Raw genomic sequence first — 16,014 nt, forward strand, 5'->3', positions numbered from 1 at the left:
ATGTCTTGCGTGATTGAAAGCGGCGCTGCGTCAGTACTGCCTCGGCGCTGGTTTCGTCTTCATGCTGCTGCTTGTTCGTGATGCACGTATCCGGTTTCGCCTCGGTGAAACACGGTGCGTTGCGTGGTGCGTGCGGGGGCATCGTATGGTTGTGTGTGCGACCGCATCGCCAAACGCCGGTCTTCCAGGCGTGGTAGCAGACCGGTGAAGGCGAGACTGGCACCTTCTCGCATGCCTGGCTTGATGCCTTGCCTGTCGTGGTCGGGCGCATGCAGCGAGGCGTGTGCGCCTGCGCATGCCTGCGCGGCAGCTTCACCTCGCTTGGGCATCGCCTTCATGTGACCGCCGCCATGCTGCGATTTCATCGAGCGCGCAACAAGCTGGCATTTCCATGGCAAGCACCACACGCAAGATCGCCACCTTCAACGTCAACGGAATCGCCAGCCGGTTGCCGCACCTGCTGGAATGGCTCACGCGCGAGCAGCCGGATATTGTGGGTCTGCAGGAGCTGAAAGCCACACAAGAGGCGTTCCCGGAGCAGGCGGTTCGCGATGCTGGCTACGGTGTGATCTGGCAGGGACAGCGCGCCTGGAATGGCGTTGCCTTGTTGGCGCGCGGCGCCGACCCTGTCGAGATTCGCCGTGGCCTGCCCTGGGACCCGAGCGACACCCAGAGCCGCTATCTAGAAGCGGCGATTCATGGGGTGGTGGTGGCCTGTCTGTATCTGCCCAACGGCAACCCGCAGCCTGGTCCGAAATTCGATTACAAGCTGGCCTGGTTTCAACGCCTTATCCGGCATGCGAAGACGTTGGTGGAGTTGCCGCATCCGGTGGCCTTGATCGGCGACTTCAACGTCGTGCCGACCGATGCGGATATCTACGACCCCAAGGGCTGGCGCAAGGATGCATTGCTGCAGCCGGAAAGCCGGCAGGCGTACCAGACGCTGCTGGAGCAGGGCTGGACCGATAGTCTGCTGGCGGTGCATGGCGATGCGCCGATCTATACGTTCTGGGATTACTTTCGCCAGCATTTTGCGCGCGATCGCGGGCTGCGTATCGATCATCTGCTGCTCAATCGCGCATTGGCGGCCGGCTTGCAGGATGCGGGCGTAGACAGATGGGTGCGGGCCCTGGAAAAGGCCAGCGATCACGCGCCTACCTGGATCAGCGTGCGGGTACCGGACGCGATCGCCGAGACCATGGCGAGCGATGAAACCGCATCGACGACGCGCAAACGTGGGGCGACGAAAAAAACGCCAGTGCGCAAGCCGGCAGCCAAGACGGCGGCGAAAAAGAGCGGTTCAAAGCGTTCTGCGAAGCAGTCCGCTACGGGAGCGGTAGCGAAAAAGAAAAATGCAACGCGCACGCCGGCAGGCAGTTCAGCAAACGCTGGCAAAGCAGCAGCCAAGAAGGCTGTGCGCACGGTTGGCAAGACGTAATGGAAACGGCTATGCCATGCATCCGTTTACCAGCTGGTTGCTGTGCCAAGTCAGTCACGCCGTCGCGCTATAACGCTTGCTAATGAGGGTGGGGTACGGAAATGCGGCTTCAGCATCTTTCTCTGGCACTACGCTGTACTCCATGTACTCCAGCTGGAACGGCACTACAAATCACGCACTGCACGTGCGTTGATCCTTCAGTCGATGCCTGTTTGTGCAGTCGACGCTCAGAAGCTCTGCCAGCCACTCCTCAGTCATTCCATCCAGGCGACGAAGTTTGATCCGCTACGGCACATCGCCGATGCTTACGGTCAGCAGGACCAAGACATTGCTGAGGATAGACGCAGGATTACCAACCAGCGCGCTATAGAGGCAGCTCGATCGCGGCGCCCAGGTTATGGCGCTACCAGAACGCCACTGCCCACGCTGTACCGGCCACGCTGCAGGCCGGTATCCTAGCCAGGTCATCCACCGGTCGGCATCGCATTGCTCATGATCAGCTACGCCGAAGCACTTGCCATCGTGCACCAGCAGGTCGCCACGCTAGCCAGCGAGTGGGTGGACAGCGCCGATGCCGAGGGCCGTGTACTTGCGCAGGCGTTGTCGAGCCCGGCCGAGCTGCCACCATTCGATAACAGCGCCATGGATGGGTTTGCCATCGCCACACAGGGGCTTGGTGCTGCAGCAGGCAGCGAGCATGTAGTGGCGGGCACGGTCGCAGCAGGGACAGACGCCGGTGCGGCGGAGTTGGGTGCGGCGTGGGAGATCATGACCGGCGCTGGCGTACCTGCGCATGCCGATGCGGTGGTGCCGATCGAGCAGGTAGATGTTCTTGCCCACCACGACGCACGCCCCAGCCGCATCCGGCTGCGTGCGGATGTGCGTGCAGGGCAGCATATTCGCTGCCGTGGGGAAGATGTGCGCCTGGATGATGTCGTGATCGCTGCGGGTACCGTGCTGCGTGGTGCGCATTTGATGTTGCTGGCTGGTTTGGGATGCGCGCAAGTTCGGGTCGTGCGGCGACCACGGGTTGCGCTGATCGCGACCGGCCGCGAGTTGATCAGCGACCCCACGCAACCGCTGCAACCCGGACAGATTCGCGATGGCACCAGCAGCTATCTGCGCAGCCAGGTGCACGCAGCGGGCGCGCTCCTGGTCTGGCAAGGGCAGGTGGGTGACGACGATGCGGCGTTCGACGCCGCACTTGCACAGGCGCGCCACGCTGGCGCCGACGTGATCTTGAGTACGGGTGCGGTGTCGCGCGGTCGCTATGACTTTGTGCCCGATGCACTGGCACGGCACGCAGCGCGCCTGCTGTTTCACAAGGTCGCCGTGCGACCGGGGAAGCCGGTGTTGCTGGCACGGTTTGCCGACGGCGTGTTGTACTTGGGCTTGCCGGGTAATCCTATGGCGAGCGCGGCCGGGCTCCGTTTTTTTGTCGAACCGGCCTTGCGCGGATTGCTGGGCATGCCGGACGAGCGCGGCCTGCGCGTGGCATTGGAGACGCCGCTGCAAGCGCGGCCGATCTGGCGCCAGCATCTGCGTGCGCGGTTGTACTGCAACGCGCTGGGCGCGCTGTGTGTGCAGATCCTGCCGCAGCAGGAATCGTTCCGGGTGGCGCCCTTGCTGCAGGCCAATGTCTGGGCGGTGCTGGAGCCGCAGGACGACGCAGCGGCGCCACATACGACGACGGAGGTGTTCGGGCTGGGCCATCTGCAGCCGGCAGCACCGGTGTTGATGGCATGAGCCGGCATGTGGACTGCACGACAGGCGCGTGCACGGCATGAGCGCCGCATCTCCATGGACTGGCGTGGTGCTGGCCGGTGGCCGCTCGTCGCGGATGGGGCAGGACAAGGCCATGCTGCTTTGGCGCGGGCGTCCATTGATTGCGCAGATGCAGGCGCTGCTGCGCGATGCGGGTGCGCAGGATGTACTGATCAGCGGCCAGCGCCCGGACTATGACGGCATCGCCGATACGCAGCCGGATCTGGGGCCGCTCGGCGGGTTGGTCAGCGTGATCGATCAGGTCGCCGATCTGACCACGCTGGTGGTGGTGCCGGTGGATATGCCGCTGCTTTCCACGCAGTTGATAGAGCGATTGCTGGCACCCGCGCAGCAGCGCTGTGTCACTTTCGATGAGCAGATGTTGCCGATGCGCCTGTGCATCGATGCCACCGTGCGTGAAGCGTTGTCGACGTTGATGCATGGTGCTGCAGCGTCACGCTCGCTGCGCGCCCTGCAGCGTTCACTGCAGTGCCATCGCGTGGCTGTCACAGACAGCGAACGCGCCGCGTTCGTCAATTGCAATACGCCCGAGCAGTGGAGCCAGCTTATTCATGAAAATCCAGATTGAAGGTCAGCAGGTGCGGTTCCGTATCGACGAAGACGAACTGGCTGCTTTGCTTGCCGGGCGCAGTGTCGACAATCTCAGCCGCTTGCCAAGCGGGCAGGGCGCGCGGCTGGTGCGTCATAGCGTCAGCCTGACCGGCGGTCACGCTGCATGCAATTGCGCCACCGATCACTGGCAATTGCTGGTGCCGCGCGACGCTTTGGAACAACACGCCCGCCAACTTCCGAGCCGCGAGGGATTGAGCTTCAGTTTCGATGCGGGCGCCGGGCATGCAGAACACATGGCGCTGCACGTGACCTTCGATATCGATGTGCGCGACAGTGCGCGCAAGCGGTTTCCGAAGGAGTGAGTTGACGTCTTAGATGCGCCGTTGCTGCATGCGCGTGATGGGCCGACACAGGGATGGAATGCGGTAAACGCGCGTCCTGCGGTCTGCCCATCACCGACACGGCTGCAGTCTGCTTGCGACTTGAAACGGCTGAAAACGTAGTGAGCAGTCGTCAGGCGAGTAAGGACGGCACACCGGAAGCAGAGTGCATGAGCGATACATACGCACTCCGAGCACCGACCGCGCCGCTTGGGTGCTGCGTAGACGTTTCTGTTAACCGCTCTTCGTCACGGCGTGAGCCGCTTGCACCGTTCGGTGCAAATGCCTGGTACGCGCTCGCAGGCCAGTCCGCGTTCCTGCAGTGCGGCTTCGATCGGGGCCGCTGCCATAGGGCAGTAGCCGGTACCGCTGCGCAGCGCGACTACATGCAGGCCTTCGCTTGCCAGTTCCAGCAGCAAGGCGTGCTGTGCCTGAGGCTCGGGCGGCAGTGCGCGCCGCGAGGCGTCGCGGCGTGCCAGCTCGAGTACCGCGTCGGGCACATCCGCGCCGACCAGCAGTACATCGGCCAGATTCATCGCACGCAACGCCTTCAAGGTCAGCAGCCCTGGATCGCCGGGGCCGGTGCCGACCAGCTGCACGCTGCCGCGCGCCGGGACGGTATCAGCGTCGTCCAATGCCGCGTTGAACGCAGCGTCGGCTGCGGCATCGTCGCCGGCCTGCAGCAGCAACGGCACCTGCCCATCGATCACGCGATCGAACCAACGCCTGCGCCGGTTCATATCGGGAAATTGGCTGCGGATACGCTCGCGATGGCGCGCAAACAAACCAGCGAAGCGGCCCACCGATGCATCCAGCTCGCGCTCGAGCCGCTCGCGCAGGCGACGTGCCAGCATCGGCGCCGCACCGGCCGATGAAATGGCGATGACCAGCGGGTCGCGATCCACGATCGCCGGCACCTGGTACGTCGACAGCTCGGCATCGTCCACCACGTTGACCAGCCGCTGACGCGCGCCCGCGGCCGCAGCGACGCGTTGATTCAAGTCGGTGTCGTCGGTGGCTGCGACCACCAGCCAGACCGTGTCGATCCAGGCCGGATCGAACTCCCCGCCCAGCTGCTCGAAGCGCCCGGCCTGCATCAACACCGCAAGCTCAGGCGACAGCGCGTGCGCATACAGGCGGATCTGCGCGCCTGCCTTGAGCAGCGCGAGCACCTTGCGCGTGGCGACCTCGCCACCGCCGATCACCAGCACGGCACGCCCCTGCAGATTTGCGAACAACGGGAACAACGGCATCAGACCCACTCCAAAATGATGACTCGCACCAACGGCATGTTGCATGGCACCATCGGGCCACGTCCACACGCCTCGCCGCCGCCAATGCGTGTTTTGCTGGTCAACGATACCGAAAAGCCCATTGGCGAACTGCGCCAGGCGTTGACGCGCGCCGGCTACACGGTGCTCGACGATGTGGCATCGGTCGGTGCGTTGCTGCATGCGGTGCAGAGCCAGCAGCCGGATGTGGTGGTGATCGACGTGGATTCGCCGTCGCGCGACACGTTGGAGCAGTTGTCGATGCTGCACACCCACGCGCCGCGCCCGGTGGTGATGTTTTCCGGCGATGGCGACGACGCGCTGATCCACGCGGCGGTAGGCGCAGGTGTCACCGCTTATGTGGTGGATGGCCTGGCGCCGGCGCGGCTGGCGCCGATCGTGCAGGTAGCGCTGGCCCGGTTTGCGCACGAAAGCAGCATGCGCAAACGCCTGGACGATGTGCAGCAGGCCTTGCAGGACCGCAAACAGATCGACCGCGCCAAGGGTCTGCTGATGGAAAAACGTGGCCTCAGCGAGGCCGATGCGTACGCCGCGCTGCGCCAGCAGGCGATGAAGCAGGGCGTCAAGCTGGCCGAAGTGGCGCGACGCATCGTGGCCATGGCCGAGTTGTTGGGATGAACAGATGAGCCAAGCCGATCTCCCCGTATTGCGCGTGGCCTACATGCCGCTGATCGACTGCGCGCCGTTGATTGCCGCACACCGGCTGGGCCTGGATCGCGTGCACGGCCTGCAGCTGGACCTGCACCGGCAAGCCTCCTGGGCCGGCGTCCGCGACCGTCTGCTGGCGGGTGAGGTGGACGCAGCGCATGCGCTGGCCAGCCTGGTGTATGCCATCGATTTGGGCGTTGCCGGGCCGCAGTGCCCGATGGCGTTGCTGATGACGCTCAATCACAACGGTCAGGCGATCACCATGGCGCCGGCATTGGCGCAGGAGCTTGTCGACGGCCAGGCGTTGCCGCAGGTACTGAAAAACCTGGGACGACGCGCGGTGTTTGCGCAGACCTTTCCCACCGGCACGCACGCGTTGTGGCTGTATTACTGGCTGGCCGCGGGCGGCGTGGACCCAATGCGCGATGTCGATGTGCTCAGCATTCCACCGCCGCAGATGCCCGACGCCCTGGCCAGTGGATTGATCGATGGCTACTGCTCCGGGGAGCCCTGGGCGGCCGTGGCGCAGGTGCAGGGCAGCGGCGCGCGGGTGATCCGCAGTGGTCAACTGTGGCCCGGTCATCCGGAGAAGGTACTGGCCTGCCGGCGCGAGTTTGCCGCCTTGCAGCCGGAGCTGACTGAGCAATTGACCGCCTGCGTGCTGGAAGCGTGCCGCTGGCTGGATGCCTCCGCGGACAACCGCGCGCACTGCGCGCAGTGGTTGGCGGAGCCGCAGCATATCGGCGTGTCGGCGGCGCATCTGGCAGCGTGCCTGGATGCCGATGCAGATGCCGATGGTCTAGCGCGCGATGCCACTGCGCTGGCCTTCCATCGCCACGGCGCGGTGAACATGCCGTGGCTATCGGATGGCGAGTGGTTCCTGCGCCAGTTTCAGCGCTGGGGATGGCACGACATTCAGGACGACGATATCGCGCGGCTGCGCGACATCCATCGCTTGGACAACTATCGCCGTGCTGCGGCGCGCGTGGGGGTGGCTGTGCCGGATGGCGATCATCGGCGCAATCGGTTGTTCGATACACCTATAGGCGACTGACACGTTTTTCTTGCTGGGCCTTGCCCGGCCACCATCGCGGGACACGCTGTGCCTCCGTCCATGGAGCCCCTGATGCGGCATCCACGCCGCATAACGTCCCGCGACGGTAGGCGCGCAATGACCAGTGGAGAGGGCTGGTGTGTTGGTCTTCAATAAAGCGACCGACCAACGGTCTGGCGCGGTGTCCTCGCCGATTGCGGGACCGTGTGGCGGCATGGATGCCGCCACGGAGCGTCCAGAGATGGATTCACAGCGTGTCCCGCGAGCGGCGAGGGCACCGGGCGCTCGACGCAGTCAGTAGTTGCCTGTCCCTCTAACGACGCGACTCATCGACTTATCTTCTGCATCGCATCTTCTGCATCGCAATGCTTGGACAGCGCAGATGCATCCACTGCGGAGCCGCAGGTCCACGGCTTCGCTGCGGCACACGCGATGGGTGCAGCATGTTGATCTTGCCTAGCTAGCCACCTGGATGGTCGGCGCACGCTATTGGTGCGTAGCCGCACGAAAGACGGGAGTGGCGAGCTGCATCTGTCCACCAGAAAGCCGCGAAGCATTCTCGCGAAACTCGATGAAACGTCAATTTTTCAATGGCTTGCAGCAATGTGACGTATTGATGAAAAAGTTGGCACGCTGATTGCGTAGCAGTCACGTGCAGGTACAACGGCGTGCCTGCAACAACACGCACACGGTGCAGCGGTTCAACGGCGATCCGCACGCATCCAGGACAACGGCGTCCTTCCGGTTTACCGGAGGGGCGCCGTTTTTTTTGGCCATCGCATTCGAAGAGGTCTCTATGCAGCGCTCGTTCTGGCGATCCGGGCACACGCCCACCTTGTTCGCATCCTTCCTGTATTTCGACCTGAGCTTCATGGTGTGGTATCTGCTCGGGCCGTTGCAGGTACCGATTGCGCAAGCGCTGGGATTGGATACGCAGCAGCGCGCCTTGATGGTGGCGGTGCCCATCCTGTGCGGCGCGTTGCTGCGCCTGGTGCTGGGCATGTTTGCCGATCGCGTCGGTGCAAAGCGTGCCGGCGTACTCGCCCAGCTTGCCGTCATCGCCGCGTTGTTCGGTGCCTGGCAACTGGGCGTCAACAGCATGGGGCAGGTGTTGATACTGGGTGTGCTGCTCGGCATTGCTGGCGCCTCGTTTGCAGTGGCATTGCCGTTGGCATCGCGCTGGTATCCGCCCGAGCATCAGGGCACTGCGATGGGAATTGCCGGTGCCGGCAATTCCGGCACGGTGCTGGCCGCGTTGTTCGCGCCGATGCTGGCCGCCGCATTCGGCTATCAAAACGTGTTTGGACTGGCGTGCATCCCCTTGGTGCTGACGCTGATCGTGTTTGCGTCGATTGCCAAGGAAGCGCCCACACCGGTCGCACGCAAGCAATGGGCCGACTACGGCCGCGTGCTGGTGGGCAACCGCGATGCATGGCGCTTCATGTTTTTCTACGCGATCACCTTTGGCGGGTTTTCCGGCTTTGCGAGCGCGTTGCCGGGCTACTTCCACGACCAATTCGGCTTCGATGCGCGCACTGCCGGGTGGGCGACTGCGGCCTGCGTGCTAGCCGGTTCGGTGATGCGGCCGCTCGGTGGCGTCATTGCCGATCGCGTCGGCGGCACACGTGCCTTGCTGACGGTGTATCTGCTGGTGGCCGTGCTGGTGGGCATTGCCGGATTCGGTGCGGGTGGGGCCACGCTCACGCTGGCGTTGTTCGTACTGACCTTGCTGTGCCTTGGCGCTGGCAATGGCGCTGTTTTTCAGCTTGTGCCGCAGCGATTTGGCCAGGACATCGGGGTGATGACCGGCTTGATCGGCATGGCCGGCGGCATCGGCGGGTTTGCGCTGGCCGCGAGCCTGGGCGTGCTCAAGCAACACACCGGCAGTTATGCATTGGGCATGTGGCTGTTCGCTGCCTTCGCGTTGGGTGGCTGGGCGCTGCTGGCCGGGGTCAAGACCCAGTGGCGCAGCGAGTGGTCCACCGCCGGCGCGGCGCGCGTCTGACATGTCGACAGGAATCCAGGCAATGAAGCAACCCAGACTCGTCGTCATCGGCAACGGCATGGCCGGCATCCGCACCGTAGAAGAACTGCTCAAGCTGATGCCGGGCATGTATCACATCACCGTGTTCGGGGCCGAGCCGCATCCCAACTACAACCGCATCCTGCTCTCGCCCGTGTTGGCCGGCGAGCAGGAGTTCGACGACATCGTGTTGAACCCGCTGCAGTGGTACCGCGACAACGGCATCCATCTGCACTTGAACAAGGAAGTGACGCGCATCGATCGCGTGCGCCGCCGCGTTATCGCCGCCGATGGCACCGAAGCCGAGTACGACAGGTTGTTGATCGCCACCGGCTCGGTGCCGTTCGTGCTGCCGATTCCCGGCAATACGTTGAAAGGCGTGATCGGGTATCGCGATATCCAGGACACCCGCACCATGATCGACACCGCGCGCAGCAGACAGCATGCGGTAGTGATCGGTGGCGGCCTGCTCGGTCTGGAAGCGGCCAACGGGTTGAAAGTACGTGGCATGGATGTGACCGTGGTGCACCTGGCTGGCTGGTTGCTGGAGCGCCAGCTCGACCCGGTGGCCGGCAACCTGTTGCAACAGGCGCTGCGCGCACGCGGGCTGGAGTTCCGCCTCAATACCGCCACCAGCGCGCTGCTGGGCAATGCACAGGGCGAAGTGATCGGGGTGAAGTTTGCCGATGGCAGCGAGATCCCCGCCGATCTGGTGGTGATGGCCGCCGGTATCCGCCCGAACACGCGGCTGGCCGAAGAAGCCGGCATCCATTGCTCACGCGGCATTGTGGTCAACGACAGCCTGCAGAGTTTCGACCCGCGCGTGTATGCGGTGGGCGAGTGCGCCAACCATCGTGGCATTGCGTACGGTCTGGTCGCGCCATTGTTCGAGCAGGCCAAGGTCTGCGCCAACCATCTGGCGCAGTTCGGTATCGGTATCTATCGCGGCTCGGTGGCATCGACCAAGCTCAAGGTCACCGGCATCGACTTGTTTTCGGCCGGCGACTTCATGGGCGGCGATGGCTGCGAAGAAATCGTGCTGTCCGACCCGGCCGGCGGCGTCTATAAAAAGCTGGTGATCCGCGACGACGTGCTGGTGGGTGCGTGCCTGTATGGCGACACCAGTGATGGCGGCTGGTACTTCAAGTTGCTCAAGGACGGCACGCCGATCCAGGCGCAACGCGACCAACTGATCTTCGGCGAGAGCGCGTTGGGCGACTCGGGCACCGGCGGCCAGGACCGCGCCAGCGCCATGTCCGACAGCGACGAGGTCTGCGGTTGCAACGGCGTGTGCAAGGGGACGATTGTCAAAGCGATCAGCGAGCAAGGCCTGTTCACTGTGGACGAGGTGAAAAAGCACACCAAGGCGGCCAGTTCCTGCGGTTCGTGCACCGGCTTGGTCGAACAGATCCTGATGAACTGCCTGGGCTCCAACTTCCAGGAAACTCCGAAAACCAAGGCGGTTTGCGCGTGTACCGACTTGAGTCATGGCGAAGTGCGCCGCGCCATTCGCGAACACAAGCTTCTGACCCACGCACAGGCCTATGCCTTCATGGAGTGGCGCACGCCCAATGGCTGCGCCACCTGCCGGCCGGCGATCAACTACTACATGCTCTCGACCTGGCCGCATGAAGCCATCGACGACCCGCAATCGCGTTTCATCAACGAGCGCGCACACGCCAACATCCAGAAAGACGGCACATTCTCGGTGATTCCGCAGATGAAAGGCGGGGTGACCAACGCCAGCGAGTTGCGCCGCATTGCCGATGTCGCCGACAAGTACGCGGTGCCGATGGTCAAGGTGACCGGCGGCCAGCGCATCGATCTGCTTGGCGTCAAGAAAGAAGATCTGGTGGATGTGTGGCGCGATCTGGGCATGCCGTCCGGCCATGCCTACGGCAAGTCGATCCGCACCGTAAAGACCTGCGTGGGCAGCGAGTTTTGCCGCTTCGGCACCCAGAACAGCACGCAGATGGGCATCGATCTGGAAACCATGCTGGCCAACATGTGGAGCCCGCACAAGGTGAAGCTGGCGGTGTCCGGTTGCCCGCGTAATTGCGCCGAATCCGGCATCAAGGATGTGGGCATTATCGCTGTGGACTCGGGCTGGGAGCTGCATGTTGGCGGCAATGGCGGCATCAAGACCGAGGTTGCGCGCTTTCTGGTCAAGGTGACCACGGCCGAGGAAGTACGCGAATACACCGGTGCGTTTTTGCAGCTGTATCGCGAACAGGCCTATTACCTGGATCGCACCGTGCACTACATCGCACGCGTGGGGCTGGATTACATCCGTGCGCAGGTGGTCGACGACGCCGCCAACCGGCGTGCGCTGTACGAGCGGCTGTTGTATTCACTGGAAGGCCTGGTCGACCCCTGGAAGGCGCGCATCGCCGGCGAGCGGCGCCAGGAATACCAACCGCTGCGCATCGCCGCGCCAGCCGCAACGGTGGAGGAATGAGCATGCACAACGACGCATGGGTGCGCGTGTGCGCATTGCAGGACCTGCCGGCGCTGGGTGCGCGCGTGCTGGAAGTCGATGGGTTACCGCCGATCGCCATCTTCCGCACTGCCGGCGACCAGGTGTTTGCGCTGCGCGATCGTTGCCCGCACAAGGGCGGGCCGTTGTCGCAAGGAATCGTGGCCGGCGACACCGTGACCTGCCCGTTGCATGGCTGGGCGATCGGCTTGCAGAGCGGGCAGGCCTACGCACCGGACGTGGGCTGCGCGCCGCGCTACCCGATCAAGGTGGAAGCCGAAGCAGTGTGGATCGTGTTGCAGCCGGTGTCGCAACCGGATGCCGTGACCGAGCCGGCGACATGAGCGAAGGCCTGCAGGCCGCGTCGCCTGCCACGGCAGCGCAGTCGCACATGGCAGCGCCGATGCATCGCATCACGCGTTCGACCTGTTGCTACTGCGGTGTAGGTTGCGGCGTGCTGATCCACAGCGAGCACGACGCCGATGGCGAGCGCATCGTGGGCATCGAAGGCGACCCGCTGCATCCGGCCAATCACGGCCGTCTGTGCAGCAAGGGTCTGGCGTTGCCGCAGACCGTTGCAAGCACGCAGGGGCGTGTGCTTGCGCCGGAGTTGCGCCGGCATCGGCAGGCACCGCGTGCGCCGGTGAGCTGGGATCAGGCCCTGCAGCATGTCAGCAGCAAGCTGGCCGCCATCGTCAAGGAACATGGCCCGGATTCGGTGGCGTTCTATCTGTCCGGGCAGCTGCTTACCGAGGACTACTATGTCTTCAACAAGCTGGCAAAGGGCCTGCTCGGCACCAACAACATCGATACCAATTCGCGCCTGTGCATGTCCAGCGCGGTCACTGGGTACAAGCTTGCGCTCGGTGCCGATGGCCCGCCCACCTGCTATGAAGATCTGGAGCTGGCGCACACCGTGCTGTTTGCCGGCAGCAACATGGCGTATGCGCATCCGGTGCTGTTTCGCCGGCTTGAAGACGCACGCGCACGCAACCCGGACATTCGCTGGATCGTGATCGATCCGCGGCGTACCGATACCGCGGCCATGGCCGACCTGCACCTTGCAATCGAACCCGGCACCGACGTCGCCTTGTTCAACGGCATGCTGCATCACCTGATCTGGGAGGGTCTGGTGGATGCGCGTTTCGTTGCGGCGAGCACGCAGGAGTTTGATGACCTCAAGCGGATGTTGCGCGAGTACACCCCGCGCATGAGCGCCGAGATCTGCGGAATCTCGCACGAGGACCTGGTGCAGGCGGCCGAGTGGTTCGGGCGCAGCCCGGCGGCGCTGTCGCTGTATTGCATGGGCTTGAATCAGTCGGCGCACGGCACCGACAAGAATCTTGCGTTGATCAATCTGCATCTGGCCACCGGTCAGATCGGCAAGCCGGGCGCGGGGCCGTTTTCGCTGACCGGCCAGCCCAATGCGATGGGCGGGCGCGAAGTAGGCGGCATGGCGACGATGCTGGCGGCGCACCGCGAGATCGGCAACGCGGAGCATCGTGCCGAAGTGGAGCGGCTCTGGGGCGTGCCGGCGGGGCGTATCTCGCCGACCCCCGGCACGCCGGCGGTGGAGTTGTTCGAGCGGCTGCGCGCAGGCACCTTGAAGGCGGTGTGGATCGTCTGTACCAACCCCGTGCATTCGATGCCGGAAGTGGCCGGCATTCGCGCCGCGCTGGAACAGGCCGAACTGGTGATCGTGCAGGATGCCTTCTCCGGCACCGACACCGTGCCTTATGCCGACGTCTTGCTGCCGGCGGCCAGCTGGGGCGAGAAGGACGGCACGGTGACCAACTCCGAACGCCGCATCACCCGCGTGCGTAAGGCAGTGGAAGCGCCGGGGCAGGCGCGTGCCGATTGGTGGATTGCCAACGAAGTTGCGCGTCGACTGGAGGCGCTGCTGGCGCCCGCCACAGGCGCCGGCCTGTTTGCATTCGACAGCACCGCACAGGTCTTCGACGAGCATCGTGCGCTGACGGTAGGGCGCGACCTGGATATCGGTGGCCTGGATTACGCAGTGCTGGACAACGGGCCGCAGCAATGGCCGTTTCCTGCAGGGGCGACGCAAGGGCAGGCACGGCGTTACACCGATGGAGTGTTCGCCACTGCCGACGGCCGTGCGCGGTTTCATGCAACGCCGTATCGCAAGGTGGCAGAAGCCACCTCGGCACGCTTTCCGATGCGCCTGCTCACCGGTCGCCTGCGCGACCAATGGCATGGCATGTCGCGCACCGGGCGCGTAGCCGCGGCCTATGCGCACAGCCCGGAACCGTCCTTGCGCATGCACCCGGACGATGCCGTACGCCGCGGGCTGGTGGCTGGCGAATTGGTACAGGTGGCCAGCAAGCGCGGTGCGCTGGTGCTGCCGCTGGAGTTGTCGGACGAACTGCGCTCCGGAACCGTCTTCGCCGCAATGCACTGGAGCGGGCAGACGCTGTCCAGCGGCGGCATCAACGAGGTCAGCACGTCGGCGGTGGATGCGCGCTCGCACCAGCCGGAGCTCAAACACGCGGCAGTACGCGTGGAGAAGGCGGCGTTCGGCTGGCATCTGCTGGCGGCACGCCGCGGTGATGCGTTGGCATTGCAGCAGGCACTGCAACCACTGCTGCGCGAGTGCGGCTACGCGAGCTTGCGTCTGCATGCCGAGCCATTGGCCGATGCCGGTGGGCAGTGGGCGGTGCTGCATGCGGCCTGCGAGCGCGCGCCCGATCCTGCCTGGATCGATCGTCTGGTGGCTGCGCTGCAGTTGCCGGCCGGCGCCGACGTTCTGGAATACCGCGATCTGCGCCGCGGATTGATGCGCCGCGTTGGCTGGCGTACACAGGACGGGCAGAGCCATATCGATGGCCTGCTGCTGACTGCCGCATACCCCAGCGATGCCAATCAGTCGCTGCTGACGGTCGCCTTGGCCGGCAAGCCCTGGCGGGGTGCACGGCTGGCCGTGTTCGCACCGACGCCTTCCGCGCCCAGTGACCCGATCGTGTGCACCTGCATGCAGGTGTCGGCCGCCGCGATTCATGCGGCCATCGACGATGGCGCCGACGTGGCGCAGCTCAAGCAACGCCTCGGCTGCGGCACCGTCTGCGGTTCCTGCGTTCCGCAACTGACCCGGCTGTGCCGCCAAACGCGGCTGGCCTGATGCACCTCATCCCTCCACACACTGCGAGATCTCTCATGTCAGTCACACCTTCCTGCGCGCGTGATGTGGTGTTGTTGTCGGCCGGTCCCGGCGATCTGGAGCTGCTCACCATCAAGGCGGTCAAGGCGCTGGCAGTGGCGCAGGTGCTGTTGCTCGACGACCTGGCCAACCCCGACATCGTCACGCTGGCACCGCAGGCGCGCGTGATCCGCGTGGGCAAGCGCGGTGGTTGCCGCTCCACGCCGCAGGAGTTCATCTGCCGGCTGATGCGGCGTTATGCGTTGCAGGGCTTGCGCGTCGTGCGCGTCAAAGGCGGCGATGCGTTGTTGTTCGGCCGTGCGGGCGAAGAAATCGGTTTTCTGCGACGCGCCGGCGTGGGCGTGCAGGTGATCAATGGCGTCAGCGCCGCGTTTGCCGCCGCAGCGTCGCTGGAAGTGTCATTGACACATCGCAGCCATTGCCACGGCATCACGTTTGTTACCGCGCATACGCATGACCATGGTGAGCCGAACTGGGGCGCGCTGGCAGCCAGCGGCACAACGCTCGGCATCTACATGGGGTTGCGCCGTGCAGACGCGCTGGCGACGGCGTTGCTGGCGCATCTGCCGGCCAGCACGCCGGCCGCCATCGTGCAGGCGGCCACGCGGCCGGAGCAACAGCGCAGGCTGACCACACTGGGCGAGTTGGGCAGTGCCGCGGCAGCGCTGTTGCCCGGTCTGCCGACCCTGCTGCTGGTGGGCGATGCATTGTCCGAAGCGTCGGTGGCCTGCGACGATCGCTTTGGTGCGGTGCTGCAACATGCAGTGGGGTAAGCGCTACGCTGCGCGTCGTGGCGCACTGCCTGATGCGTGTGCTGTCTAGCGTGCGCACGTTCGAATCGCAGGACGACGCGAGCGATTTTGCTGGAGCAGCCTGATCCGCCGATGCTGGGTGTGTGTGGTTTTGAGCGCTTATCGCTGACCGCTGATCGGTCACCCAGCTTGCAGGCAAAACACTCAGCGGCCACCGGACGCGCTGCGGGGGTTTGGAGCGGCTGAAAACCTCAGCGAGCAGTCGTCAGGTAGGTGTGGACGGCGTGCTCAGAACCGGAAGGTGCGCGTGATACATGCCGATTCCTCGCACCGGCCGTGCCCGCCTGGCGGCGGCACAATCGTTTTGTCAGTGGCGTTTAGAGCCGGCACTACGCACTCAAGCTGATCCTGCGTGCCTGCTGAGCGCAACTGACGA

General features: G+C 64.6%; 12 protein-coding genes and 2 other RNA genes. 11 read left to right on the plus strand and 3 right to left on the minus strand.

The window, feature by feature from the left end:
* Positions 1–391: 391 nt before the first annotated feature.
* From xth to ACZZ0O_RS16780, 4 genes are all read left to right on the plus strand, one after another.
* The gene (gene xth, locus ACZZ0O_RS16765; protein ID WP_463592474.1) at positions 392–1,438 is read left to right on the plus strand and encodes an exodeoxyribonuclease III; all 1,047 of its coding nucleotides are present in this window, start codon (positions 392–394) and stop codon (positions 1,436–1,438) included.
* A 492-nt stretch (positions 1,439–1,930) separates the two neighbouring features.
* Positions 1,931–3,184: a molybdopterin molybdotransferase MoeA gene (locus tag ACZZ0O_RS16770; RefSeq protein WP_463591314.1), complete on the plus strand. Its 1,254-nt coding sequence runs from the start codon at positions 1,931–1,933 to the stop codon at positions 3,182–3,184.
* Between the two features lie 37 nt (positions 3,185–3,221).
* On the plus strand, positions 3,222–3,791 hold the full coding sequence (locus ACZZ0O_RS16775) for a molybdenum cofactor guanylyltransferase (protein ID WP_463591315.1): 570 nt from the start codon (positions 3,222–3,224) through the stop codon (positions 3,789–3,791).
* Positions 3,775–4,137 carry a hypothetical protein gene (locus tag ACZZ0O_RS16780; RefSeq protein WP_115512961.1) on the plus strand — a complete coding sequence of 121 codons (363 nt, stop codon included), beginning with the start codon at positions 3,775–3,777 and terminating at the stop codon, positions 4,135–4,137. Before ACZZ0O_RS16775 ends, ACZZ0O_RS16780 begins: the two co-directional genes overlap by 17 nt.
* 127 nt (positions 4,138–4,264) lie before the next feature.
* On the opposite strand, the gene ACZZ0O_RS16785 is transcribed toward ACZZ0O_RS16780, so the two are convergent.
* Together ACZZ0O_RS16785 and ACZZ0O_RS16790 are read right to left on the minus strand one after the other, a co-directional pair.
* Positions 4,265–4,338: non-coding RNA, sX9 sRNA (locus tag ACZZ0O_RS16785), on the minus strand.
* A 65-nt stretch (positions 4,339–4,403) separates the two neighbouring features.
* Complete coding sequence (locus tag ACZZ0O_RS16790; protein WP_463591316.1) at positions 4,404–5,408, minus strand: NAD(P)-dependent oxidoreductase; 1,005 nt, start codon at positions 5,406–5,408, stop codon at positions 4,404–4,406.
* Between the two features lie 84 nt (positions 5,409–5,492).
* On the opposite strand from ACZZ0O_RS16790, the gene ACZZ0O_RS16795 reads away from it, so the two are divergent.
* The 7 genes from ACZZ0O_RS16795 (at position 5,493) to cobA (ending at position 15,599) form a co-directional block, all read left to right on the plus strand.
* Positions 5,493–6,065: an ANTAR domain-containing response regulator gene (locus ACZZ0O_RS16795; RefSeq protein ID WP_055854586.1), complete on the plus strand. Its 573-nt coding sequence runs from the start codon at positions 5,493–5,495 to the stop codon at positions 6,063–6,065.
* Between the two features lie 4 nt (positions 6,066–6,069).
* Entirely contained in the window at positions 6,070–7,149 is a 1,080-nt protein-coding gene (locus ACZZ0O_RS16800) for a CmpA/NrtA family ABC transporter substrate-binding protein (protein WP_463591317.1), read from the plus strand.
* A gap of 835 nt (positions 7,150–7,984) precedes the next feature.
* Complete coding sequence (locus ACZZ0O_RS16805; protein ID WP_463592475.1) at positions 7,985–9,154, plus strand: nitrate/nitrite transporter; 1,170 nt, start codon at positions 7,985–7,987, stop codon at positions 9,152–9,154.
* 58 nt (positions 9,155–9,212) lie between these two features.
* Entirely contained in the window at positions 9,213–11,630 is a 2,418-nt protein-coding gene (nirB, locus tag ACZZ0O_RS16810; RefSeq protein ID WP_238155957.1) for a nitrite reductase large subunit NirB, read from the plus strand.
* Positions 11,627–11,992: a nitrite reductase small subunit NirD gene (gene nirD / locus ACZZ0O_RS16815; RefSeq protein WP_463591318.1), complete on the plus strand. Its 366-nt coding sequence runs from the start codon at positions 11,627–11,629 to the stop codon at positions 11,990–11,992. The genes nirB and nirD overlap by 4 nt, the downstream gene beginning before the upstream one ends.
* On the plus strand, positions 11,989–14,787 hold the full coding sequence (locus ACZZ0O_RS16820) for a nitrate reductase (RefSeq protein ID WP_463591319.1): 2,799 nt from the start codon (positions 11,989–11,991) through the stop codon (positions 14,785–14,787). The genes nirD and ACZZ0O_RS16820 overlap by 4 nt, the downstream gene beginning before the upstream one ends.
* Positions 14,788–14,852: 65 nt before the next feature.
* Entirely contained in the window at positions 14,853–15,599 is a 747-nt protein-coding gene (gene cobA / locus ACZZ0O_RS16825) for a uroporphyrinogen-III C-methyltransferase (protein ID WP_463592476.1), read from the plus strand.
* 219 nt (positions 15,600–15,818) lie between these two features.
* Here cobA and ACZZ0O_RS16830 read toward each other — a convergent pair.
* Positions 15,819–15,894, minus strand: a non-coding RNA gene (locus ACZZ0O_RS16830) — sX9 sRNA.
* Between the last annotated feature and the right edge of the window lie 120 nt (positions 15,895–16,014).

Source organism: Xanthomonas sp. AC360, assembly GCF_979258225.1.